22 protein-coding genes are annotated in these 23,791 nt (G+C 73.1%); 17 read left to right on the top strand and 5 right to left on the bottom strand.

Annotation, left to right across the window (positions count from 1 at the left end; all coding sequences use genetic code 11):
• Positions 1-85: 85 nt before the first annotated feature.
• From yajC to FXF50_RS08930, 5 genes are all read left to right on the top strand, one after another.
• Positions 86-430: a preprotein translocase subunit YajC gene (gene yajC / locus FXF50_RS08950; protein WP_187399590.1), complete on the top strand. Its 345-nt coding sequence runs from the start codon at positions 86-88 to the stop codon at positions 428-430.
• A 223-nt stretch (positions 431-653) separates the two neighbouring features.
• A complete protein-coding gene (secD, locus tag FXF50_RS08945) occupies positions 654-2,576 on the top strand; it encodes a protein translocase subunit SecD (RefSeq protein ID WP_187399589.1) in 1,923 nt (640 codons plus the stop codon).
• A gap of 1 nt (position 2,577) precedes the next feature.
• Positions 2,578-3,771, top strand: a complete 1,194-nt coding sequence (gene secF, locus FXF50_RS08940; protein ID WP_148426755.1) for a protein translocase subunit SecF — start codon at positions 2,578-2,580, stop codon at positions 3,769-3,771.
• A gap of 95 nt (positions 3,772-3,866) precedes the next feature.
• The gene (locus tag FXF50_RS08935) at positions 3,867-4,433 is read left to right on the top strand and encodes an adenine phosphoribosyltransferase (protein WP_107077860.1); all 567 of its coding nucleotides are present in this window, start codon (positions 3,867-3,869) and stop codon (positions 4,431-4,433) included.
• A gap of 257 nt (positions 4,434-4,690) precedes the next feature.
• Entirely contained in the window at positions 4,691-7,138 is a 2,448-nt protein-coding gene (locus FXF50_RS08930; RefSeq protein WP_187399602.1) for a bifunctional (p)ppGpp synthetase/guanosine-3',5'-bis(diphosphate) 3'-pyrophosphohydrolase, read from the top strand.
• A 72-nt stretch (positions 7,139-7,210) separates the two neighbouring features.
• Here FXF50_RS08930 and FXF50_RS08925 read toward each other — a convergent pair whose 3' ends face one another.
• Positions 7,211-8,050, bottom strand: a complete 840-nt coding sequence (locus FXF50_RS08925) for a peptidylprolyl isomerase (RefSeq protein ID WP_148426753.1) — start codon at positions 8,048-8,050, stop codon at positions 7,211-7,213.
• A gap of 66 nt (positions 8,051-8,116) precedes the next feature.
• The gene (locus FXF50_RS08920) at positions 8,117-8,986 is read right to left on the bottom strand and encodes a peptidylprolyl isomerase (protein WP_148426752.1); all 870 of its coding nucleotides are present in this window, start codon (positions 8,984-8,986) and stop codon (positions 8,117-8,119) included.
• A gap of 260 nt (positions 8,987-9,246) precedes the next feature.
• Here FXF50_RS08920 and FXF50_RS08915 point away from each other — a divergent pair, with 260 nt between their 5' ends.
• The 3 genes from FXF50_RS08915 to FXF50_RS08905 all read left to right on the top strand — a co-directional run bounded on the left by FXF50_RS08915 (position 9,247) and on the right by FXF50_RS08905 (position 12,383).
• Positions 9,247-9,966 carry an MBL fold metallo-hydrolase gene (locus tag FXF50_RS08915; protein WP_148426751.1) on the top strand — a complete coding sequence of 240 codons (720 nt, stop codon included), beginning with the start codon at positions 9,247-9,249 and terminating at the stop codon, positions 9,964-9,966.
• An 89-nt stretch (positions 9,967-10,055) separates the two neighbouring features.
• Entirely contained in the window at positions 10,056-11,396 is a 1,341-nt protein-coding gene (gene hisS / locus FXF50_RS08910; protein ID WP_148426750.1) for a histidine--tRNA ligase, read from the top strand.
• A 51-nt stretch (positions 11,397-11,447) separates the two neighbouring features.
• A complete protein-coding gene (locus FXF50_RS08905; RefSeq protein WP_148426749.1) occupies positions 11,448-12,383 on the top strand; it encodes an acyl-ACP desaturase in 936 nt (311 codons plus the stop codon).
• A 130-nt stretch (positions 12,384-12,513) separates the two neighbouring features.
• On the opposite strand, the gene FXF50_RS08900 is transcribed toward FXF50_RS08905, so the two are convergent.
• The gene (locus FXF50_RS08900) at positions 12,514-13,023 is read right to left on the bottom strand and encodes a PaaI family thioesterase (protein ID WP_148426748.1); all 510 of its coding nucleotides are present in this window, start codon (positions 13,021-13,023) and stop codon (positions 12,514-12,516) included.
• Positions 13,024-13,079: 56 nt separating this feature from the next.
• Between FXF50_RS08900 and FXF50_RS08895 the strand changes: the two genes are divergently transcribed.
• From FXF50_RS08895 to FXF50_RS08885, 3 genes are all read left to right on the top strand, one after another.
• Positions 13,080-13,553, top strand: a complete 474-nt coding sequence (locus FXF50_RS08895; RefSeq protein WP_148426747.1) for a helix-turn-helix domain-containing protein — start codon at positions 13,080-13,082, stop codon at positions 13,551-13,553.
• A 209-nt stretch (positions 13,554-13,762) separates the two neighbouring features.
• On the top strand, positions 13,763-14,821 hold the full coding sequence (locus FXF50_RS08890) for a S1 family peptidase (protein ID WP_148426746.1): 1,059 nt from the start codon (positions 13,763-13,765) through the stop codon (positions 14,819-14,821).
• A gap of 124 nt (positions 14,822-14,945) precedes the next feature.
• The gene (locus tag FXF50_RS08885; RefSeq protein ID WP_255509957.1) at positions 14,946-16,553 is read left to right on the top strand and encodes an MFS transporter; all 1,608 of its coding nucleotides are present in this window, start codon (positions 14,946-14,948) and stop codon (positions 16,551-16,553) included.
• Here the strand turns inward: FXF50_RS08885 and FXF50_RS08880 are convergent.
• Positions 16,456-17,187 (bottom strand): DUF998 domain-containing protein, encoded by a 732-nt coding sequence (locus tag FXF50_RS08880; RefSeq protein ID WP_148426745.1) that lies wholly within the window; start codon positions 17,185-17,187, stop codon positions 16,456-16,458. The two genes, FXF50_RS08885 and FXF50_RS08880, sit on opposite strands and share 98 nt — an antisense overlap.
• Positions 17,188-17,388: 201 nt before the next feature.
• On the opposite strand from FXF50_RS08880, the gene aspS reads away from it, so the two are divergent.
• The 4 genes from aspS (at position 17,389) to FXF50_RS08860 (ending at position 22,101) form a co-directional block, all read left to right on the top strand.
• Positions 17,389-19,194, top strand: coding sequence for an aspartate--tRNA ligase (gene aspS / locus FXF50_RS08875; RefSeq protein WP_148426744.1), 1,806 nt, complete (start codon positions 17,389-17,391; stop codon positions 19,192-19,194).
• A gap of 62 nt (positions 19,195-19,256) precedes the next feature.
• A complete protein-coding gene (locus FXF50_RS08870) occupies positions 19,257-20,066 on the top strand; it encodes a sugar nucleotide-binding protein (RefSeq protein WP_148426743.1) in 810 nt (269 codons plus the stop codon).
• Positions 20,067-20,134: 68 nt separating this feature from the next.
• Positions 20,135-20,728 (top strand): helix-turn-helix domain-containing protein, encoded by a 594-nt coding sequence (locus FXF50_RS08865; protein ID WP_148426742.1) that lies wholly within the window; start codon positions 20,135-20,137, stop codon positions 20,726-20,728.
• Positions 20,725-22,101, top strand: coding sequence for an MFS transporter (locus tag FXF50_RS08860; protein WP_148426741.1), 1,377 nt, complete (start codon positions 20,725-20,727; stop codon positions 22,099-22,101). Before FXF50_RS08865 ends, FXF50_RS08860 begins: the two co-directional genes overlap by 4 nt.
• Positions 22,102-22,126: 25 nt before the next feature.
• Here the strand turns inward: FXF50_RS08860 and FXF50_RS08855 are convergent, their stop codons facing one another.
• Positions 22,127-22,867: a GNAT family N-acetyltransferase gene (locus FXF50_RS08855; protein ID WP_148426740.1), complete on the bottom strand. Its 741-nt coding sequence runs from the start codon at positions 22,865-22,867 to the stop codon at positions 22,127-22,129.
• A 26-nt stretch (positions 22,868-22,893) separates the two neighbouring features.
• Here FXF50_RS08855 and FXF50_RS08850 point away from each other — a divergent pair, with 26 nt between their 5' ends.
• Together FXF50_RS08850 and FXF50_RS08845 are read left to right on the top strand one after the other, a co-directional pair.
• Positions 22,894-23,448: a GNAT family N-acetyltransferase gene (locus FXF50_RS08850; protein ID WP_148426739.1), complete on the top strand. Its 555-nt coding sequence runs from the start codon at positions 22,894-22,896 to the stop codon at positions 23,446-23,448.
• Positions 23,449-23,556: 108 nt separating this feature from the next.
• Entirely contained in the window at positions 23,557-23,769 is a 213-nt protein-coding gene (locus tag FXF50_RS08845) for a hypothetical protein (RefSeq protein WP_148426738.1), read from the top strand.
• The last annotated feature ends 22 nt before the right edge of the window (positions 23,770-23,791 follow it).

Below are 23,791 nucleotides of genomic sequence, written 5' to 3'. Positions count from 1 at the left end.
GCCGCGGTTTGACAGGACGTGAGATTCCGCCTCCGCTGTGGTGCCCTCCGGGGCGGCGCGGAGGCCAATGGGAAGGTCGACAACCGTGCTTTACGCAGCAGCGAGTGGCGGGGGAGCCGGCGGTCTGACGCCGATCCTCATGATCGCTCTGCTCTTCGGCGTCATGTACTTCATGATGATCCGCCCCCAGCAGAAGCGTCGCCGTGAGGCCGAGCAGATGCAGTCCGCGCTCGGCGTGGGCGACGAGGTGGTCACCATCGGCGGTCTCTACGGCACGGTGACCGGGGTCGAGGACGAGACGGTCCTGCTCGAGGTCGCCCCGGGCGTGCAGACCCGGTACGCGCGTCCGGCGATCGCCCGCGTGGTGAAGCGGGTCGAGGCCCCGGAGGCCGAGACGATCACCGAGGAAGCCGAGCCGGTCAAGGAGTGACCACGGCCCCGGACGGGGCAGCGGATTCACTCACACAAGTGGATAGTTGGGTCGGCGTTCGACGCCGGCACGCGAGGTACCCCGCGCGACGCCGCCGCGTCGTGCGCCGGGGAGGCGTGCCGTCCGGCGGCGCCGACCCGCCGGAGCAGTCGGGCGGACACCCCCGGCCCGACAATCTCGCCGCTGCCGAAGCGGCGCGACCGTACAGGGAGACAGGACAGCCGTGGCACCACCTCAGGGACAGATGCGCCCCGGACGGCAACTCGCCGTGCTCGGGTTCATCTTCGTCGTCCTCTATCTTTTGGTGTTCTTCTCGGGCGGCGCCAGCGGTGGCTGGAAGGACCGGCTGGAGCCCCGGCTCGGCCTGGACCTCATCGGCGGCACCCGGCTGACGCTCGAGGCCACCAACAGCGTGGACGGCAAGCCCCCGACCGCTGCCAACCTCGAGGAGGCCCGCCAGATCATCGAGAGCCGGGTCAACGCCTACGGCGTGGCCGAGGCGGAGGTGGTCACCGAGGGCAACCGGAACATCGTCATCTCTCTGCCTGGCCAGAACCGCGAACTGAACGACGTCGGTGAGGCCGCCGAGCTGCGCTTCCGCAAGGTGCTCAAGGCCACTGACGGCAGCGGCGCCGCCGCCGCGCCGGCCCCGACCGCCAGCGCCACCCCGGCTCCCTCCGGCAGCGCCACCCCGGCCCCGTCCGGCAGCGCGACGCCGCAGCCGTCCGGCAGCGCCGCGCCCAAGGCCACCGCCTCGCCGAGCGCCGGCGGCCAGGGCGGCATGGCGCCGACGCCGAGCGCCAGCGCCGCCGCGCCGACCCCGTCGGCCACGCCGAGCGCCGCCGCGCCGAGCCCGAGCGCCAGCGCCGCGCCGGTGCCGCAGAACATCGAGCAGCAGCGCAAGGCGATCGAGCAGAAGGTGGGCCCGGCCGCCTGGGCCGCCGCCTCCGGTCTCCAGGCGCCGGCCGACCTCACCGCCGACCCGACGCTGGCGGACAAGCTCAAGCCGTTCGGAACGCTCTCCCCGCAGGAGATCGCGGTGCTGCCGGTCGGGATGCAGTTCAACGTCCCGACCATCACCTGCGCCCAGCTCGACAAGCGGCCGGCGGCGTCGATCAAGGACGAGAACCAGCAGGCGGTGGCCTGTGAGTCCGGCGCCAAGTACCTGCTCGACAAGGCCAAGGTGCTCGGCACCGACGTCGACGACGCCAACGCCGTGCTCGACCAGACCAGCTCGTGGGTGGTCAGCCTGAACTTCACGGGCAAGGGCCAGGAGAAGTGGACCGCGCTGACCCGCGAGGCGTTCAACAACGAGGGTCAGGCCTGCGACCAGACCGCGCTCGGCCAGGACGGCAAGTGCCGGGTCGCCGTCGTGCTGGACAACGAGATCGTCTCGTCCCCGGAGATCCAGGGCGTGCTGACCGGTGACTCGCAGATCACCGGCAGCTTCGACAACAAGAGCGCCAACGCGCTGGCGAGCCAGCTCCGCTACGGCGCGCTGCCGGTGACGTTCGAGCCGCAGGAGCGGCAGAACGTCACGGCGACGCTGGGCGACAGCCACCTCAAGGCGGGTCTGCTGGCGGCCGGCATCGGCATGCTGCTGGTCATCATCTACTCGTTCTTCTACTACCGGCTGCTCGGCTCGGTCATCTTCCTGAGCCTGGTGCTCTCCGCGCTGCTGGTCTTCGGCGCGCTGGTGGTGCTCGGCCGGTCGATCGGGTTCACCCTCACCCTCGCCGGCATCGCCGGCATGATCGTCTCGCTCGGTGTGGCGGCGGACTCGTTCGTCATCTACTTCGAGCGGCTCAAGGACGAGATCCGGGAGGGGCGCAGCCCGCGCAGCGCGGTGCCGCGGGCGTGGATCCGGGCCCGCCGGACGATCATCTCGGCGAACGCCATCACCCTGATGTCGGCCGTGGTGCTCTACATCGTCTCGGTCGGCGCGGTGAAGGGCTTCGCCTTCGCGCTCGGCCTGGCGACCGTCCTCGACCTGGTCGTCGTGTTCCTCTTCCGCCACCCGATCATGACGATGTTCGCCCGGACCCGGGCGTTCCTGTCCCCGCGGGTCAGCGGTCTCGGCCGGGCCCTGCCGGCCCGGTCGGCCGAGCCGGGCGCCGCCCGCAACCCGCGCGTCAAGGAGGCCTGAGATGGCTAAGAGTGGTCTGGCCGCCCGGCTCTACCGGGGCGAGGCCGATCTCAACATCGTCGGGAAGCGCAAGCTCTGGTTCGGCGTAGCGGGCGTGCTGGTGCTGATCGCCGTGCTCAGCTTCGTGCTGAGCGGCTTCAAGCTGGGCATCGAGTTCGCCGGCGGCAACTCGTTCCAGGTGCCGGCCAGCGTCGGCACCCTGGAGCAGGCCGAGGCGAAGGTCGACGCGGCGCTGGCGACCAAGGGCGGCGGCGCCGAGGTGGTCACCGCGCAGAAGGTCGGCAGCACCAGCGGGGAGTACTACGAGCTGCGCACCGGGCAGCTCACCGCGGAGCAGGCCAGCGAGGTCAAGACCGAGATGGCGCAGTCGTTCGGCATCCAGGCCGACCAGATCAGCGGCAGCCAGGTCTCCGAGGCGTGGGGCAGTCAGGTCACCTCCCGCGCCCTGCTCGGTCTGCTGATCTTCGTGGCGGTGGTGGCGATCTACCTGATCCTCCGCTTCGAGTGGCGGATGGCGGCCGCCGCGATCGCGTCGCTGTTCACGAACCTGGTGCTCACGGCCGGCATCTACTCGCTGGTCGGCTTCGAGGTCACGCCGTCGACGATCATCGGCTTCCTCACGATCCTGGGCTTCGCGCTCTACGACGTGGTGGTGGTCTTCGACAAGGTCCAGGAGAACACCCGCGGCATCACCGCGAACAACAACCAGACCTACGGCGAGGCGGCCAACCTGGCGCTCAACCAGAGCCTCATGCGGTCGCTGAACACCTCGGTGGTCGCCCTGCTCCCGGTCGGCGGCCTGCTCTTCATCGGTGCCGGCCTGCTGGGCGCGGGCACCCTGAAGGACCTGGGTCTGGTGCTCTTCGTCGGTATGGCGGTGGCCTTCCTGACCTCGATCCTGCTGGCCACCCCGCTGCTGGTGCTGCTGAAGAACCAGGACCCGCGGATCAGCGCCCACAACAAGCGGGTGCTGGCCCGCCGGGGCGCCATCGCCCGTGGCGAGGTCACCCCGAAGGGCGCGCCGCGGGCCGCGGCGACCACCGCCGAGGAGGCCATCGACCCCGAGGCGGCCGCCCTGGCCGGCGCCGCCCCGAAGGTCGGCGCCCGGCCGGCCGCCAAGCGCCCCAGCGGCGCCCGCGGCGGGCGTCCCGCCAGCGGCGGGGGCAACCGGCCCGGTGGCGGGAAGCGCCGCTGACCCACACCCGGTAGGGATCGACCGGACGGCGTCCGCCATGCTGTGAAAGCGGCATGACGGACGCCGCCGTCGTTCGAGAGGACATGGGACGCACCGTGACGGAGACCCACACCACCGGGGTACGGGGAGACAGCGGCCCGGAGGTCGCCCGACTGGTCGCCAGCCGGGTGCTGGACGTGCCCGACTTCCCGAAGCCCGGTGTCATGTTCAAGGACCTGATGCCGCTCTTCGCCGACGGCACGGCCTTCCGTGAGGTGATCGACGGGATCATCGCGTACCACGGGCGGGACTCGTTCGACGCGGTGGTCGGCATCGAGGCACGCGGGTTCGTGCTGGCCGCGGCGGTCGCGTACGCCACCGGGGTGGGCGTGGTGCCGGTGCGCAAGGCCGGCAAGCTGCCCCGGGCCACCCACTCGGCCTCCTACGCCCTCGAATACGGCGAGGCGACGCTGGAGGTGCACCAGGACGCCTTCACGGCCGGCCACCGGGTCCTGGTCCTGGACGACGTGCTCGCCACCGGCGGCACCGCCGAGGCCACCCTCGACCTCGTCGAGCGGGCCGGCGGCACGGTGGCCGGCTTCACGGTGCTCATGGAGTTGGGCTTCCTCAAGGGGCGGGAACGGCTCGCCCCGCGTCCGGTCCATGCCCTGCTGACCGTTTGACCCACCGGCCCGTCGGGCGGACCCGGCGCGGTCCGTCCGGCGGAGCGGCGGCGTACCCTGCGTACGGGTAGCATTGCCCTTTGCTTGACCGGGCGGGTGACCGTCCGGCGGTGCGGGGCCGCCGGGGCCGCGAGGCCCCCGGTGACCGGCGCGGAACAACTCCGGCCCCTCGGCCGGTTGGACAGGATGTCGGCCGCACGGCCGGCGCATCCCGGCGAGCGGTGAGGAGGCCGGTGTCCCACGATGTCGTCCCTCCGGTGGAGGGCACGGTGCACCCGACAGGCGACGCGGACGGCTCGGTGACCGAGCGGAGCGGCGGCAACCCGCCGGCCCGGGTGACCGGCCCCGGCAGCGGGCCCGACGGGCAGGCGGACGGCGGCGCGGTCGTGGTGCCGTTCCCGACCGACGCCGGGGGGGACCCCTCGCCCGCCGGCGGCTTCGCCCTCTCCAACGCGCCGACCGGCCGGAGGGTGCGCGCCCGGTTGGCCCGGTTCAACGCGCCCTGGCAGACCTCGCAGGTCAGCGAGGTGCTGGAGCCGCTGATCGCCACCCACCGCGAGAACCACCCCAAGGCCGACGCCCGGCTGCTCCAGCGCGCCTTCGACACGGCCGCGCGGTGGCACTCGGGTCAGTACCGCAAGTCCGGTGACCCCTACATCACCCACCCGCTCGCGGTGGCGACCATCCTGGCCAACCTGGGCATGGACACCACCACGCTGGTCGCGGCGCTGCTGCACGACACGATCGAGGACACGGAATACACCCTCGACCAGATGCGCGCCGACTTCGGCGGCGAGGTGGCCCTGCTGGTCGACGGCGTCACCAAGCTCGACAAGGTCAAGCTGGGCGACGCGGCCAAGGCGGAGACGATCCGCAAGATGGTCGTGGCCATGGCCAAGGACCCGCGGGTCCTGGTGATCAAGCTGGCCGACCGGCTGCACAACATGCGCACCCTGACCTTCCTGCCCCGCCCCAAGCAGGAGCAGAAGGCCAAGGAGACGCTGGAGATCCTCGCCCCGCTGGCCCACCGCCTCGGTATGAACACCATCAAGTGGGAGCTGGAGGACCTCGCCTTCGGCACCCTGTTCCCGAAGCGGTTCGAGGAGATCAACCGGCTGATCGGCGAGCACCAGCCGCAGCGCGAGGCGCTGCTGCGCCAGGTGACCCAGAAGGTGTCCACCGACCTGAAGGCCGCCAAGATCAAGGCGGAGACGACCGGCCGGCCGAAGCACCTCTACTCGATCTACCAGAAGATGATCGTGCGGGGGCGCGACTTCAACGACATCTACGACCTGGTCGGGGTGCGGATCCTGGTCGACACGGTGCGGGACTGCTACGCGGCGCTGGGCGTCATCCACGCCAACTGGCAGCCGGTGCCGGGTCGGTTCAAGGACTACATCGCCATGCCCAAGTTCAACATGTACCAGTCGCTGCACACGACGGTCATCGGGCCCACCGGCAAGCCGGTGGAGATGCAGATCCGCACCTACGCGATGCACCGCACCGCCGAGTTCGGCATCGCCGCGCACTGGAAGTACAAGGAGCACAAGGGCGTCCCGGTGGTCGGCCCGCCGGCGCACATCGACGAGATGACCTGGCTGCGCCAGCTGCTGGACTGGCAGCGCGAGGCGGCCGACCCGAGCGAGTTCCTCGACGCGCTGCGGTTCGACCTGTCCAGCCAGGAGGTGTACGTCTTCACCCCGAAGGGTGACGTCATCCCGCTGCCGACCGGGTCGACGCCGGTGGACTTCGCGTACGCGGTGCACACCGAGGTCGGGCACAAGTGCATCGGCGCCCGGGTCAACGGCAAGCTGGTGCCGCTGGAGTCGACGCTCTCCAACGGCGACGTGATCGAGATCTTCACCTCGAAGTCCGACACGGCCGGCCCGACGCAGGACTGGCTCGGCTTCGTCAAGAGCCCGCGCGCCCGCACCAAGATCCGCCAGTACTTCAACAAGGAGCGGCGCGAGGAGGCGATCGAGGCCGGCAAGGACTCGATCGTCAAGGCGATGCGCAAGCAGGGCATGCCGCTGCAGCGGATGCTCACCTCCGACGCGCTCATGGCGATCGCCCGGGACCTGCACCTGGCCGACGTGGCCTCGCTCTACGCGGCGGTCGGCGACAGCCAGGTCTCCGCCCAGTCGGTGGTGCAGAAGCTGATGGCCGCGTACGGCGGCGAGGAGGGCGCGGCGGAGGACATCGCCGAGACCGCCGTCGCCACCCGGCCGCCGCGCAGCCGGCAGAGCAGCGCCGACCCGGGCGTGGTGGTCCGGGGGGTCAGCGACGTCTGGATCAAGCTGGCCCGCTGCTGCACCCCGGTGCCGCCGGACGCGGTGTTCGGCTTCGTCACCCGCTCCGGCGGGGTGAGCGTCCACCGGGACGACTGCGCCAACGCCGAGGACCTGCGCGCGCAGAGCGAGCGGGTGGTCGAGGTGAGCTGGAAGCTCACCTCCGCCTCGACCTTCCTGGTCGCCATCCAGGTGGAGGCCCTCGACCGGCACAAGCTCCTCGCGGACGTCACCCGGGTGCTCTCCGACGAGCGGGTCAACATCCTCTCCGCGACCGTCACCACCACCCGCGACCGGGTGGCCGTGAGCCGGTTCAGCTTCGAGATGGCCGACCCGAAGCACCTGGGGCACCTGCTGGCCGCGGTCCGCAAGGTCGACGGGGTCTTCGACGCCTACCGGGTCACCTCGGGCGCCTGAGCCGGCCCCCGGAACACGGAAAAGCGCCCGCCGGCGGTCAGCCGGCGGGCGCTTTCGCGTCGTACGGGCGGGTCAGCCGCCCTGGATGTCGCTCATGCTGAGCTTGTTGATGACGATCTCCTTCTTCGGGTGACCGCCACCGGCCTGCTGGGCGAAGGCGCCGTCGTCACCGGCCGCGGCGACCTGCTTCACCAGGTCCATGCCGCCCGTGATGGTGCCCAGCACGGTGTAGTTCGGGTCGAGCTGCGAGTCGCCGTACACGATGAAGAACTGGCTGCCGGTGCTGCCCTGCTGGCCGGAGTTGGCCATGGCGATGACGCCCTCCGGGTAGGGGGGTCGCTTGTCGGTGGGCAGGTTCTCCTCGGCCAGGTTGTAGCTCGGGCCGCCGGTGCCGTCGGTCTCCCGCCAGCCGTTGCCGGTCGCGCTCGGGTCGCCGCACTGCAGCACCTTGATGCCCTCGGTGACGAGCCGGTGGCACTTGGTGTTGTCGAAGAAGCCCTTACTGGCCAGGTGGGTGAAGCTGCCCGCGGTGCAGGGCACCTTCCCGCGGTCGATCTTGGCGGTGATCGGGCCCAGGTTGGTGTCGATCGTCATGGTCTGGGTGCCCTTGCTGGCCTGCTGGGTCGCGGGCAGCCCGACGTCCTTGATCTGCTTCGAGCGCCCCTCCTTGGGGACCTCGTTGAACACACACTGGGAGAACCCGTCGCCGCCCGCGGTGTTCTGCTTCTTGTCGTCACCGCCGAGCGAGGTGGCGAGCCAGACGGTGCCGGCCACGACGAGCACCAGCACGGCCGCGGCGCCGACGATGGCCTGGGTCTGCCGGCGCTTGCGGGCCTTGGCGGCGCGCTCGGCCATCTCCCGCTCGAGGCGGGCCCGCGCCGCCGCGCGCTGCCGCTCTCTCGTGGACGTCACGGTCACTCCTCACATGCTTCTCGGGTACGGCGGTGCTCGCCGCTGCTCAGGGTGGGGCGGGCCGGGTCAGCCGGCGCTGGGGCTCGCCGCCGGCGCGCTCGTGGCGGCCGGCGCGGCGTTCGGCTCGCCGACGGTGAGGCTCTGGATCACCACGTCCGTCTTCGGCTTGACCTTGGCCCCACTCCCATTGTCCACGGTCGGCAGGGCGCCGATCTTCTCGACCACGTCGAGGCCGCCGGTGACCTTGCCGACGACCGTGTAGCCCGGGGTGGGCGGGTTGAAGTCCTTGAAGAAGATCAGGAACTGGCTGCCGTTGCTGCCCGGCGGATTGCCGATCATGGCGACCGTGCCCTTGGGGTACGCCGGGGTCTGCGCCGGCGCCGGCGAGGCGGAGGGGCTGGCCTCGGGCGCGGTGGGGACGTTCTCGTTGTAGAACGAGTAGGCCGGGCCGCCCATGCCGCTGCCGCTCGGGTCGCCGCAGCGCAGCGCCCCCTCGGTGGTGATCTCGTGGCACTTGGTGTTGTCGTAGAACGACTTGCCGGCCAGGAACGAGATGCTGGCCGCGCCGCACGGGGCGGCGGCCAGGTCCAGGTCGGCGGTGATCGGGCCGCCCTGGTTGGTGGTGACCGTCATGGTGCGGGTGCCGGCGGTGGGCAGGCCGGTGGTGGGCGGGGTGCCCACCTCCTTCAGGTTGGTGTTGGCCGTGGCGTCCTGCGGGGTCCAGAGGCAGGTGTCCTCGGCGGCCTGCTTCTTCGGCTCTGAGTCGAAGGCGCCGAGCGCCCAGGCCGAACCGACCACGATCAGCGCGAGCACCACGGCGGCGCCGACACCGGCCTGGATCTGCCGGCGGCGCTTCGCGGCCGCGGCCCGCCGGGCGAGCTGCCGGTCGAGCTTGGCCCGCGCCAGTTTGCGCTGCCGGTCCCTGCTGGAAGCCACCCGTGCTCCCCTTCCTCTACCCTGGTTCTGGCCGGCGCCGGGCGGTGCCCGCCCGTACGCCGGGAGGGTGCGCCACGCCACACGCCCGCCAGAGTGTACGGGTACCGGCTGGGAAAGTGGTGTACGAGGTCCAGCCTGGGATTATCGGGCGTTGTCACTGTGCCCGGCGGGGCGGGTGGGGCCGGTGGTCGGCGAAACCCGGTCGCCCGTGCGACTAGGCTGCTGACAGGGACGACGACCTGGACGGAAGGGGAGCGGACGTGCTCGTGGCCGGCTTTCCCGCGGACGCCTTCGGCACCAACTGCTACGTGGTGGCGACGGCGCCGGGGGAGCAGTGCGTGGTGGTCGACCCCGGCATCGGGGTGCTCGACCGGCTCGACGCCGTGCTCGCCGAGCACCGCCTGCACCCGGCCGCCGTGCTGCTCACCCACGGCCACCTCGACCACACCTTCTCGGTGGCCCCGGTCTGCGGCGCGCGGGGCATCCCCGCGTACGTCCACCCGGAGGACCGGGAGCTGCTGGCCGACCCGTCGAAGGCGCTCTCCATGGACCTCACCCAGCTCTTCGGCGGCCGGCTGCCCTACGCCGAGCCGGACGACGTGGCGGAGCTGATCGACGGCGCGACCCTGTCGCTGGCCGGGCTGGAGATCACCGTCGACCACGCTCCCGGCCATACCGGCGGGTCGGTGCTGTTCCGGATGCCCGGCGCCGGCTCGCCCTGGGAGGCCGAGCAGATCTGCCTCTCCGGTGACGTGCTCTTCGCCGGCTCGATCGGCCGCACCGACCTGCCGGGCGGCAGCATGCCCCGCATGCTGGACAGCCTCCGGGAGAAGGTCCTCCCGCTGGCCGACGACACGGTCGTCCTGCCCGGCCACGGCCCGCAGACCACCATCGGCCGCGAGCGCGCGACCAACCCGTACCTCGTCGAGGTGTCGGGGACCGGCGGCGCGCGCCCGGCCGCGCCCACCCGCGGCCTGTAGCCCGGCCGCGGCCCACGACCTCACCGCGCGGTCCGCGCGGCCCCACGGAGACTCTGCCGCGCAGGGCGCGGCTGCCAAGGGAGTACGCCATGAGCAAGCCCACGCCCATCTCCGGCTTTCCGGAGTGGACGCCCGCCCAGCGGATGATCGAGCAGTTCGTGCTCGACCGGATCCGCGCCACCTTCGAGCTGTACGGCTTCGCGCCGCTGGAGACCCGCTCGGTCGAGCCCCTCGACCAGCTGCTGCGCAAGGGGGAGACCTCGAAGGAGGTCTACGTGCTGCGCCGGCTCCAGGCCGACACCGACGGTCCGGCCGGCGACGACGCCCTCGGCCTGCACTTCGACCTCACCGTGCCGTTCGCCCGCTACGTGCTGGAGAACGCCGGCAAGCTCCAGTTCCCGTTCCGCCGCTACCAGATCCAGAAGGTGTGGCGGGGTGAGCGCCCGCAGGAGGGGCGCTACCGGGAGTTCCTCCAGGCCGACATCGACATCGTCGACCGGGACACCCTGCCGGCCCACTACGAGGCCGAGATGCCGCTGGTGATCGGCGACGCGCTGCGTTCGCTGCCGATCCCGCCGGTGCGGATCCAGGTGAACAACCGCAAGATCTGCGAGGGCTTCTACCGGGGCGTCGGGCTGACCGACCCGGAGGCGGCGCTGCGCGCCGTCGACAAGCTCGACAAGATCGGCCCCGCGAGGGTGGCCGAGCTGCTGGCGGAGACCGCCGGGGCGAGCGAGGCGCAGGCCAAGGCCTGCCTGGCCCTCGCCGAGATCTCCGCGCCGGACGCCTCCTTCGCCGACGCGGTCCGCGCCCTGGGGGTGACCGACCCGCTGCTGGACGAGGGCATCGCGGAGCTGACCGCCGTGGTGGAGACCGCCGCGGCGCACTCGCCCGGCCTCTGCGTCGCCGACCTGCGGATCGCCCGCGGCCTGGACTACTACACGGGCACCGTCTACGAGACGCAGATGATCGGCTACGAGCGGTTCGGCTCGGTCTGCTCCGGCGGCCGGTACGACAACCTGGCCAGCTCCGGCAACGCCCGCTTCCCCGGTGTCGGCATCTCCATCGGGGTGACCCGGCTGCTCGGCCTGCTCTTCGGCGCGGGCGAGCTGTCGGTCTCCCGGGACGTGCCGACCTGCGTGCTGGTCGCGGTCAGCAACGAGGAGGACCGGCCGGCCAGCAACAAGGTCGCCGAGGCGCTGCGCTCCCGGGGCATCCCGACCGAGGTGTCGCCGAGCGCGGCCAAGTTCGGCAAGCAGATCCGGTACGCCGAGCGGCGCGGCATTCCGTACGTCTGGTTCCCCGGGGCCGAGGGCGACGAGGTGAAGGACATCCGCTCGGGCGAGCAGGTGGCCGCCGCGGCGGGGGAGTGGACGCCGCCCCGGGCCGACCTGAAACCGCTGGTCGGGCCCGCGACCGCTGGCGCCTGACGACGATTGGACCTACGGTGGCGTAAGTTACGCCACCGTAGGGAGATCGACGTGACCGTGCTCAGCCAGACCGCTCTGCTCCGCGAGCTCGAACCCGTGGTCGAGAAGAACCTCGACCGGCACCTGTCGCTGGCCAAGGAGTGGTTCCCGCACGAGTACGTGCCGTGGAGCGAGGGGCGGACCTTCGACGGCCCGCTCGGCGGCGAGCCCTGGACCGAGGGCGACTCGACCCTGCCCGAGGTGGCCCGCACCGCGCTGATCGTCAACCTGCTCACCGAGGACAACCTGCCCTCGTACCACCACGAGATCGCCACGCTGTTCGGGCGGGACGGCGCGTGGGGGACCTGGGTGCACCGGTGGACCGCCGAGGAGGGGCGGCACGGCACGGCGATCCGCGACTACCTGACGGTGACCCGGGCGGTCGACCCGGTGGCCCTCGAACGGGCCCGGATGACCCACATGTCGGCGGGCTACGTCAACACCCACGACGACGAGGTGCTGCACTCGCTGGCGTACGTCTCGTTCCAGGAACTGGCCACCCGCATCTCGCACCGCAACACCGGCCGGGCGACCGGCGACCCGACCTGCGAGGCCCTGCTGGCCCGGGTGGCCGCCGACGAGAACCTGCACATGGTCTTCTACCGCAACCTGCTCGGCGCCGCCGTCGAGCTGGCCCCGAGCCAGGCCATGCGGGCCGTCGCCGACGTGCTGGCCGACTTCCAGATGCCCGGCGTCGGCATCGACGGCTTCGCCCGCAAGTCGGTGGCGATCGCCCTGGCCGGCATCTACGACCTGCGCCAGCACCGGGACGAGGTGGTGGTCCCGGTGCTGCGCCAGTGGAACCTGTTCGAGGCGACCGGCCTGGACGCCGACGGCGAGGCCGCCCGCGACCAGATCGCCGCCCACCTCGACATGCTGGAGACCCAGGCGTCCCGCTTCGAGGAGAAGCGCGCCGCCCGCGCCGCCCGCCTAACGGCAACGCGCTAACCCACCCCGCCCCCGCCCCTCGCCCCCGCCCCCTCGCCCCCGCGATCTTGCACTTGCTGCCCCGGCAAAAGCCGTGATTCAGGCGTTCCAGGGGCTCGAAGTGCAAGATCGCGGGGGCGGGTGGGGTGGGTCAGGCGGGTTGGTCGAGGGGGATCAGGAGGCAGCTCGACGTGGCGTGGGCGATCAGGCGGCCCTTCGCGTCGGTCAGGCGGGCCTCGGCCAGGGCGGTGCGGCGGCCCCGCTGGAGCACCGTGCCCTCGCAGCGCAGGGTGCCGCTGGCGACCGTGACCGGGCGGAGGAACTTCACGTTCAGGTCCAGCGAGGTGTAGCCGACGCCGGCCGGCAGGGTGGTGTGCACGGCGCAGGCGGCCGCGGTGTCCAGCAGCGTGGAGAGGACGCCGCCGTGCACGGTGCCCAGCGGGTTGTAGTGGAACTCCTGCGGCACCAGTTCGACGGCGACGCGGCCCTCGTCGGCCTCCATCCGGGTCATGTCGAGGAGGTGCATGACGGGCGGCGCGGCCAGTTCCCCGGCGATCATCGCGCGGAGCAGCTCCAGGCCGCTGCTCCGGCCGATGTGTGCGGCCCCGGCGACCGGGTCGGACCAGGTGAAGGTGCGGCTGCGCTCCTGCGTCTGTGTCATGGACTCAGCCTCGCAGCGCGTTGCTGAGTCTGTCAATCAGACCTAGCCTGGTCGGCATGAGACCCGCGGCACTGGACTGGTCGGTGGAGAACTGCACCATCGCCCGCGCCATGGAGATCCTCGGCGAGCGCTGGACCCTGGTCGTGCTCCGCGAGGTCTTCAACGGCGTGCGCCGCTTCGACGACATGCGGGTGCGCACCGGCATCCCCCGGCAGGTGCTCACCAACCGGCTGGCCATGCTGGTGGAGCAGGGGGTGCTGCGCCGGGAGCCGTACCGGGAGCCGGGCAGCCGGCTGCGGCACCAGTACCGGCTCACCGACAAGGGGCTCGACCTCTGGCCGGTGCTGGTCGCGGTGCTCGGCTGGGGCGACCGCTACCTGGCCGACCCGGACGGCTCGCCGTTGACCGTCGCCCACCGCGACTGCGGCGCCGACGTCCGGGCGGCGCTGCGCTGCGCCGAGGGGCATGAGGTGACCGACCCGCGCGACGTGGTGCCGCGCCCGGGCCCGGGCGCCCGCCGCCGTTCCTGAGCGCCCCGGCGGGCTCTGACAGCCGATGTCCCCGATGTTGCTTCGCGGTTACATCGTGCGGCCCTGCGAATTCGGGCAAAGCCACGTCTTGCCTAGGATCTTAAATATGTGAATACTTTGGTGGTCCGGCCGGTTTCCCCAGGTCGGCCGGGCTGTCCCCGGGCGCGTCCGCGTGACAGTGCCCGTCACCCCCACCCGGAGGTTGTTACATGCGACCCACGAGGTCAATGCTCCGCCGCGCCGCCGTCGTCGCCATGGCCGGCACCCTGGTCACCGGCTCGCTGCTCGGCGCACCCGCCCAGGCGGCCCCCGCCTCGCCCGCGTCGCCCGACGCCGCCGCCGCCCTCGCCACGAAGCTCGGAGACCGCGCCGCCGGCGCGTACGCCGACAGCAGCGGCACCATGGTCGTCGCGGTGACCGACGCCGCGGCCGCCCGCCAGGTCCGCGCCGCCGGCGCCACCCCGAAGCTCGTCACCCGGGGCGCCGACAAGCTCGCGGCCGCCACCAACGAACTGGAGCGGTCCGCGAAGATCCCCGGCACCGCCTGGTGGACCGACCCGGCCACCAACCAGGTCGTCGTCTCCGTCGACAGCACCGTCACCGGCGCCAAGCTGGAGCGGGTCAAGGCCGCCGCCGCCCGCACCGGTGGCGCGGTCCGGATCGAGGCGGAGTCCGGCGTGCTCAGCACCCGCATCTCCGGCGGCAATGCCATCTACGCCGGCGGCGGCGGACGCTGCTCCCTCGGCTTCAACGTGCGCAGCAGCTCCGGCGTGAAGTACTTCCTCACCGCCGGGCACTGCACCAACATCTCGTCGAGCTGGTACAGCAACTCCTCGCAGACCACCCTCCTCGGCAGCCGGGCCGGCACCAGCTTCCCGGGCAACGACTACGGCATCGTGCGGTACAGCAACCAGACCACCACGCAGCCGGGCAACGTCTACCTCTACAACGGCAGCTACCAGGACATCACCGCCGCCGGCAACGCGTACGTGGGCCAGACCGTCCGGCGCTCCGGCAGCACCACCGGCGTGCACAGCGGCTCGGTGACCGCCCTGAACGCCACCGTGAACTACGCCGAGGGCAGCGTCTCCGGCCTGATCCGGACCACCGTCTGCGCCGAGCCCGGCGACAGCGGCGGCTCGCTCTTCGCCGGCAGCACCGCGTTGGGCCTCACCTCCGGCGGCAGCGGCAACTGCTCCTCCGGCGGCACCACCTACTTCCAGCCGGTGACCGAGGCGCTCAGCGTCTACGGCGTCAGCGTCTACTGACCGACCGCACGCGCACGGGCCGCCGGGCGACCGGCGGCCCGTTCCCGCGTCCGGCCCCGGCGGCCGGGGGGCGGATTCCGCGATCATCGGACTGACCGACCGCCGCCGGGGTACGTTCCGCCCGGTGAGCGCCCCCCTGACACCCGCACCCGACGTGCCCGCGTCGGCGTGGACACCGTTGCGCATCGCCGCGTTCCGGAGCCTCTGGCTGGCGGTGCTGGCCAGCAACGTCGGCACCTGGATGCAGACCGTGGGCGCGCAGTGGCTGTTGGTGAACCAGCCCAACGCCGCGACCCTGGTCGCCCTGGTGCAGACCGCGAGCATGCTGCCCGTACTGCTGCTCGCACTGCCGGCCGGCGCGCTCGCCGACACCTTCGATCGGCGTCGGCTGCTCATCGTCGTCCAGTGCTTCCTGGCGGGTGTGGGGGTGCTGCTCACCACGCTGACGGCGGCCGGCTGGATGCCGCCGGCCCTGCTGCTCGCCCTCACCTTCGCGCTCGGCGTCGGGCAGGCGCTCACCCTGCCCGCCTGGCAGGCGGTGATTCCGGAACTGGTGCCCCGGGCCCAGCTCGTCTCCGCCTCGGCCCTCGGCTCGATCAGCGTCAACCTGGCTCGTGCGGTCGGGCCGGCCGTGGCCGGCGTGCTGGTGGCCCAGGCCGGGGTGTCGGTCGTCTTCGCGGTCAACGCCGCCTCGTTTGTGATCTTCGCACTCGCCCTGCTGCGCTGGCGGCACGGCCGTCCGGAGGCCGAGCCCATGCCGGAACGTTTCGCCGCCGCGCTGCGGGCCGGCGGCCGGTACGTGCGGCACTCCCCGGTGGTCCGCCGGATCCTGCTGCGCACCGCGCTCTTCGTGGTGCCGGGCAGCGCACTCTGGGCCCTGCTGCCACTGGTCGCCAGCCGCCGGCTGCACATGAGCGCCAGCGGCTACGGGCTGCTGCTCGCCGCGCTCGGCGTCGGCGCGGTGGCCGGCGCCGTCGTCCTGCCCCGGATCCGCCAGCTCTTCTCCAGCACCCAGCGGCTGCTGCTGGCCGGACTCCTCTACGCCGGGGTGCTGCTCGTGCTCGCGCTGGTGCCGATGCGGGCCGTGGTGGTCGCCGCGCTGGTGCCCGGCGGGCTGGCCTGGATGACCGTGCTGTCCGGCATCAACGCCGCGATGCAGCTCTTCGTCCCCGGCTGGGTACGCGCCCGTGGCCTGTCGGTGTACCAGATGGTCTTCGCCGGTGGTCAGGCGCTCGGCGCCCTGGCGTGGGGCGCCCTCGGCGAGCTGACCAGCCTGGTGACGGCGCTGGCCGTGGCCGGCGTGCTGATGGCGGTGGGCGCGGTGAGTGTGCTGCGCTGGCCGCTGCGGGACACCCGGGGCTTCGACCAGGACCCGGCGGTCTACTGGCCCGAGCCCCACCTGGCGCTGGAGGCGCACCCGCGGACCGGGCCGGTGCTGGTGACCCTCCGCTACACCGTCCCGCCCGACCGGCAGGCCGCGTTCGTGGCGGCGATGCGGGCGGTCGGACGGTCCCGCAGGCGTACCGGGGCGATGCGCTGGGGGCTGTTCCGGGTCGGCGAGCGGGCACACGGCTTCATGGAGGTCTACCAGGTCCCGTCCTGGGAGGAGCACCTGCGCCAGCACGGCGGCCGGCTCACCGGGGCCGACCAGGCGGCCGAGGAGCAGGCCCGGGCCCTCGCCGAGGGGCCGGTGGAGGTGAACCACCTGCTTCCTGCAGACCCGGAGGACTGATCCGCGCAGGGCTGTGCCAGCGTCGGTGCGTCCGCCGGGCCGATACCACCGCCAGCGGGGGCCAGAGTCCGACACCCAGCGCCGTCGCCCGCTCCGCGAGCCCGGCGCGGTGCCCGCTGGTCACCTCGAAGACGAACCAGCCGAAGAGGGCCAGCAGCACCGCCGTCGCGGTGAGCGCCACCGGCCGCCGGAACGCCCACGGCAGCACCGGCCGGGCCGGGTGGCCGGCGTCCGGGCCCCGAGGCAGCAGCAGCGCCGACCCGGCCGGCCAGAGCGCCAGCGCCAACACGGCGACCGTCGCCACCGTGCCGTGGCCGAGCGATCCGCCGACCTTCGGCCGCGGAAAGGCGATCAACGCGACGGTGGCCGCCCCGCCGACCGCGAGCAGGAACCGGCTGGGTAGACCGGCGGCGTGCAGGACGGCCGCGGTGGCCAGGTGACACGCGCCCAGCAGCACGAAGCAGCCGACCACGACCCAGGAGTCCGTCGCGCCCGGGCCGGCGAGTTCGCTGATCGTGTCGCGGACGGGGTCGTAGCTTGCCGGCTGTCGGGCGCCCGCGACGGTCGTACCGCCGAGCAGCAGGACGGGTGCGGCGGCGGCGATGGCCACGGCCCAGCCCGGTACGGCGCGCACCTAGCCACGGTAACCGTCGCGACCGTCGATCGTCCCCGGGACGGTCCGCTGCGGGCGGTGCCCCGGCGCGTCGGGTGCCGGCGGGTCGGCGGCCGGAGGTCGCCCCGGATCGGGTCGGGCTGTCGGGTGCCCGCCGGACGCGGCGGGCGGGGCTGACAGAATGCGGAGTGACGACTGTTCCACGATGAGGAGACGCAAGCCGTGATCCGTACCCACAATGCCGGAAGCCTGCGCGCCGCGGACGCCGGCTCGACGGTGACGCTCGCCGGGTGGGTGGCCCGCCGGCGCGACCACGGCGGTGTCATCTTCGTCGACCTGCGCGACGCCTCCGGCGTCGTGCAGGTGGTCTTCCGCGAGGAGGACGCGCACGCGCTGCGCAACGAGTTCTGCGTCAAGGTGACCGGCGAGGTGACCCGCCGCCCCGAGGGCAACGAGAACCCGGACCTGCCGACCGGCGAGGTCGAGGTGACCGCGACCGCGCTGGAGGTGCTCTCCGAGGCCGCGCCGCTGCCGCTGCCGGTCGACGACCAGATCGAGGCCGGCGACGACATCCGGCTCAAGTACCGCTACCTCGACCTGCGCCGCGGCGGCCCGGCGAAGGCCATGCGGCTGCGCTCGCGGGCCAACCAGCTGGCCCGCGCGGTGCTGCACGAGCGGGACTTCCTGGAGATCGAGACGCCGACGCTGACCCGCTCCACCCCGGAGGGCGCCCGCGACTTCCTGGTCCCGGTGCGCCTCCAGCCCGGCAGCTGGTACGCGCTGCCGCAGTCGCCGCAGCTGTTCAAGCAGCTGCTCATGGTCGGCGGCATGGAGCGCTACTACCAGATCGCCCGCTGCTACCGCGACGAGGACTTCCGCGCCGACCGGCAGCCGGAGTTCACCCAGCTGGACATCGAGATGTCCTTCGTCACCGAGGACGACGTGATCGACCTCGGCGAGGCGATCGTGGCGAAGCTCTGGTCCGACCTGGCCGGCTACGAGATCCCCCGGCCCATCCCGCGGATCACCTGGCACGACGCCATGTCCCGGTACGGCTCCGACAAGCCGGACCTGCGCTACGGCGTCGAGCTGACCGAGCTGACCGACTACCTGCGCGGCACCGAGTTCCGGGTCTTCGCCGGCGCGATCGACGCCGGCGGCTACGTCGGCGCGGTGGTCATGCCGGGCGGCGCGAGCCAGACCCGCAAGGAGCTCGACGGCTGGCAGGACTGGGCCAAGGCGCGCGGCGCGCGGGGTCTCGCGTACGTGGTGCTCGACGCGGAGACCGGCGAGGCGCGCGGCCCGGTGGCCAAGAACCTCTCCGAGGCGCACCTGGCCGGGCTGGCCGACGCGGTCGGCGCGAAGCCGGGCGACGCCGTCTTCTTCGCCGCCGGCACGAACGCGCGGGAGGCGCAGGAACTGCTCGGCGCGGCCCGCATCGAGATCGCCAAGCGGGCCAAGCTGGTCGACGAGAGCGCCTGGGCGTTCTGCTGGGTGGTCGACGCGCCGATGTTCGAGAAGACCGACGAGGGCGGCTGGACCGCCGTGCACCACCCGTTCACCTCGCCGAACGCGGAGTGGGTGGACCGGTTCGAGGAGGCGCCGGACCGGGCGCTGGCCTACGCGTACGACATCGTCTGCAACGGCAACGAGATCGGCGGCGGCTCGATCCGTATCCACCGCGGCGACGTGCAGCAGCGGGTGTTCGACCTGCTCGGCATCACCGCCGAGGAGGCGCAGGACAAGTTCGGCTTCCTGCTGGAGGCGTTCAAGTACGGCGCCCCGCCGCACGGCGGCATCGCCTTCGGCTGGGACCGGGTCTGCATGCTGCTGGCCGGCGCGGACTCGATCCGCGAGGTCATCGCCTTCCCGAAGACCCGCGGCGGCTTCGACCCGCTGACCGGGGCGCCGACGCCGATCACCGCGCAGCAGCGCGCCGAGGCCGGCATCGACGCCAAGCCGAAGGCGCCGACCGGTCCGCACGCCGGCACCGCCGGCCCGGCCGCCCCGGTGGCCGACCCGACCTGATCCCGATTCGACGAAAGGCCCGCGTCATGATGGCGCGGGCCTTTCGACGTCTGGAGGACGGGATGAACCTGCTCGTGGTGGGGGCCAGCGGCTTCCTCGGCGCCGAGGTCTGCCGGCAGGCGGTCGCCGCCGGGCACCGGGTGGTCGGCACGTACCACTCCGCCGCCGTCGCGGTGCCGGGCGTCGCGCCGCGCCGGCTCGACGTCACCGACCGGGCCGCCGTGCGCGCGCTGTTGACCGGGGTACGCCCCGACGCCGTCGTGGCCACCCCCTACCGGTACGACGACTGGGCGGTCACCGCCGACGGGGCGGCCCACGTCGCGTGCGCCGCCGCCGAGGTGGGTGCGCGGCTGGTGCACCTGTCCAGCGACGCGCTGCACGGCGGCCGGCCGGCACCCTATCTGGACGACGACGCGCCCACGCCGGTCAACCCCTACGGGGCGGCGAAGGCGGCCGCCGAGACGGCGGTGCGGGCCGTCGACCCGGGGGCGCTGCTGGTGCGGACGTCGCTGATCGTGGGGGAGGGGAGCAAGCAGATCCAGCTCTGCCGGGACGCGCTGGCCGGCCGGGCCGTCCTGTTCACCGACGAGGCCCGCTGCCCGGTGCACGTGGCAGACCTGGCCGCGGCGGTGCTGGAACTGGTGCCCTCCGACGTGGCCGGCCCGCTCAACGTGGCCGGCCCGGAGGCGGTCAGCCGCGCCGAGATGGGGCTGCTCGTGGCCCGGCACGAGGGCCTCGACCCGGCCGGTCTGAAGACGTCGACCATCGCCGGAGCCGGCCTGCACCGCCCCGCGGAGGTGCGCCTCGACTCGTCGCGGGCGGCCGGCCTGCTGCGGACCCGGCTGCGCGGGATCACCGAGGTGCTGGCCTGATCGCCCCATGCACAGATTCTGTGCACAACTCTTGTGCATGAGAACTATGCACAGATATTGTGCAAGTCATGGAGAACGAAGGGTCGCGTCCCGAGCCACGGGCCGTGCGGCTGGACCACCGACAGGTGCGGGTGCTGGCCCACCCGCTGCGGATGCGCCTACTCGGCGCGCTGCGGGTGAAGGGCCCGGCGACGGCCACCGCGCTCGCGGAGCTGCTCAGTACCAACACCGGCGCCACCAGTTACCACCTGCGCCAGCTCGCCGAGGTGGGGCTCGTCGTGGAGGACCCGGACCGGGGCACCGGCCGGCAGCGCTGGTGGCAGGCCGCGCACGACGTCACCAACTGGGAACCGAGCGACTTCGACGACGACCCGGACGCCCGCGCCGCGATCGACTGGATCCAGGGCGACCAGGTGCGCCACCTGGCCGAGCACGCGGAGCGGTGGTTCGCCGCGCAGAACGAGTGGTCGCCGGCCTGGCGGGACGCCTTCGGTATGGGCGACATCTTCATGGCCATCCCGGCCGCCCGACTGGAGGCCCTCAAGGCCGAGCTGTGGCAGGTCCTGGAGCGCTACCGCAACGAGGCTGACCCGGCCGAGCCCGGCGCCGAGCAGGTGCAGCTGTGGCTCGCCGCCTACCCCCTGCCCAAGGAGTTCCGGTGACCACTTTGTCCGTACGCCAGGTCCGGTTCCGTTACCTCACCCTCTACGGCCTGCGTTGGCTGCCCAGCGGCCTGCTCATCCCGGTGATGATCCTGCTCATGCAGGAACGCGGCCTGTCGCTGTCCCAGATCGGCCTCGTGGCCACCGCGCAGGGCCTGGTCGTGCTGGCGCTGGAGCTGCCCACCGGGGGGCTCGCCGACGCGCTCGGTCGCAAGCCCGTGCTGGTCGTCGCCTGGACGGTCTGCCTGGTCTCGCTGGTGCTCTTCGTGGTCGCCGACTCGTTCTGGATGTTCTTCCTGGTCTCGGCGTTGCAGGGGATCTACCGGGCGCTCGACAGCGGCCCGCTGGAGTCCTGGTACGTCGACGCGACCCTGGCCGCCGACCCGGAGGCCGAGTACGAGCGCGGCCTGGGCTGGGCGGGCACCGTCATCGGCATCGCCATCGGCGCCGGCGCGTTGCTCGGCGGCGGCCTGGTCGCGCTCGGGCCGGTCGGGCCGCTCAGCGCGCTGACCCTGCCCGTGCTGGTCGCCATCGCCCTCCAGGTGGCCGCGCTGGTCGCGCTCACCGTGCTGCTGGTCGAGCACCGGCCGGCCCGGGGCGCCGCCGCCGTGCGGGCCTCGGTGGTCGAGGCGCCCCGGATGGTCGGCCAGGCCGTCGGCCTGCTGCGCCGCAACCGGGTGCTGCTCGCCCTGGTCGCCGTCGAGCTGTTCTGGGGCTTCGGCATGATCACCTTCGAGTCGCTGCTGCCCGTGCGCCTGGCCGAGGTGGTCGGCGACGCCGACCGGGCCGCCGCGCTGCTCGGCCCGGCCAGCTCAGCGGCCTGGCTGGCCAACGCGGCCGGCGCCGCCCTCACCCCGCTGCTGCTGCGCCGGCTCGGCGCCGCCCCCGCCGCCGCGCTCATGCGCGTCCTCCAGGGCGTCACCGTGGTCGGGATGGGCCTGCTCGCCGGCCCGGTCGGCGTGCTCATCGCCTACCTGGCCTGCTACACCGTGCACGGCGCGTCGAACCCGCTGCACATGGGGCTGCTGCACCGGCAGGTCGACGGGCCGTACCGGACCAGCGTGCTCTCGCTGAACTCGATGATGGGCCAGCCGGCCGGCGCGCTCGGCGCCGTGGTGCTGACCGCCCTGGCCGACGCCACCAGCATCAGCGTCGCCATGCTGGTCGGCGCCGTGGTGCTCGCCGTGGCCGCCCCGCTCTACCTGCCGGCCTGGCGCGCCGGGCGCCGGACGGCGGCGGCGGAGCCGGACCCGGGCGAGCACCGGCCGGGTGAGTCGGCCGCCGGTCCGGGCCACCCCGGCCCGGCGCTGGACCCTGCCGGCCCGGTGGACCCGGTCACGGTCGCCGTCTCCGCACCCGCGCGGTCGGACTGAGCCCGTGCCGGGCCCGGGTGGGGGATCAGCCCAGGTGGACCGAGGTACGCGGCTCGGTGCCGGTGTAGCCCAGCCGGCGGTACAGCCGGATCGCGCCGACGTTGGCGGTGTAGACGCCGAGCGCCACGTGGTCGTACCGGGCGAACAGGGCCCGGGTCATCCCGGCGGTGAGCGCCGCGCCGAGCCCCCGGCCCCGGCGGTCCGGCGCCACGGTCAGCCCGGCCAGGAAGCCGATGTCGCCCCGGCTCCGGTCGGCGCCGCAGGCCACGAGGCGGTCGCCGTCGCGGATGCCGTACCAGTCGACGATCCGCGGGTCGCCCGGGCGGGAGGTGGTGCGGGGAAAGGCCACTTCGATGAGCGCGGCCAGCGCGGGGTGGTCGGCCTCGCCGAGGCGGACGACGCGCTCCTCCGCCGGCTGCTCCGGCGGGGCGGTCGTGGTCCACAGGAAGTCCCACTCGTCGAGCCGGGCCACGGTGAGCCGGTCGGCGACCTCCTCGGCCGCGGTCCGGGGCAGGTGCAGCCACTGGCCGGCGTGCAGCGTCCCGTCCGCCACCAGGCCCGCGAAGACGTCCAGCGCCGGCCCGGCCGCCCCGACCGCCCCGCCGGCCGGCCCCTGCCCCGGCGGGAGGAGCCAGCCGACCGCGCCGTCCCGCCGCCAGCCCCGCGCCTCGTGGTCCCGCCAGAGGGCGTGCCGGGCGTACGGGTGGTGGCCGGCGGCGGCGAGCAGGGTGTCCCGCCCCGACAGGACCTCCTCGGCAGTGATCATGCGGCCAGCCTACGAGAGGGGAAACCGTGACTCCCATCAACTCCGTACGACCCGTGCGCCTGCCCGGCCCGCGCTGCGTGCTGCGCGAATGGGCGGACGACGACGGGCCCGCGCTGCACGCGCTGCTGACCGAGCCGCGGGTGCTCGACCGGGTGCTCGACGAGCGGGCGCCCACCCGGGACGAGGTCCGCGCCGCCCTGTCCGGCTGGCGGGAGGAGGCGGGCGGCGAGCCGCGGCCGGAATACCGGCTGGCCGCGGCCGACCGGGACCGGCTGCTCGGTCTGGGCACCCTGACCGTGGAGAGCGTGCCGCACCGGCGCGGCGAGATCGGCTACGTGGTGCACCCCGACCACTGGGGCCGGGGCCTCGGCACCGAGATCGCCGGCCTGCTGCTGGACCTGGCGTTCGGGTCGGTGGGACTGCACCGCGTGGAGGCGACCACCCGGCCGGACCACGCCGCCTCCCCGCGGGTGCTGGAGAAGTCCGGCCTGCGGTGCGAGGGGATCAGCCGCGACCACCTGCTCGTCCGAGGCTCCTGGTGGGACTCGGTGCGGTACGCGATCCTCGCCACCGACCGCTGACGCCGCCCGCCGTCGGAGGTGGGGGCGTTCCACGGTGGAGATTGACGAACAGACCGATTGGGTACATCCGTGGCCGACCTACTGGGACCCCCCACCGGAGGAACGACCATGCTCGCCATCATCGCGGCCATCGTGTTCGGCTTCGCCCTGTTGATCGATTTCCTGAACACGAACTTCGGCGCGCCCGACCTGTTCAACACCCACACCCTCATGCTCATCGGCTTCCTGCTGCTCTCCCTCTACCTGGCCGGGGTCGGCTCGGGCCCGCGGGGCGGCGGCGGCGGCCGGTGGTACCGGGGTCGCCGCCCGGGTCGCGGCTGACCGGAAACGACCATCCGGGCCG

Source organism: Micromonospora sp. AP08 (assembly GCF_008085935.1).
Classification (GTDB): domain Bacteria; phylum Actinomycetota; class Actinomycetes; order Mycobacteriales; family Micromonosporaceae; genus Micromonospora; species Micromonospora chersina.
The sequence above is the reverse complement of the archived record's forward strand: the minus strand, read 5'-3'. Positions and strand labels throughout refer to the sequence as shown.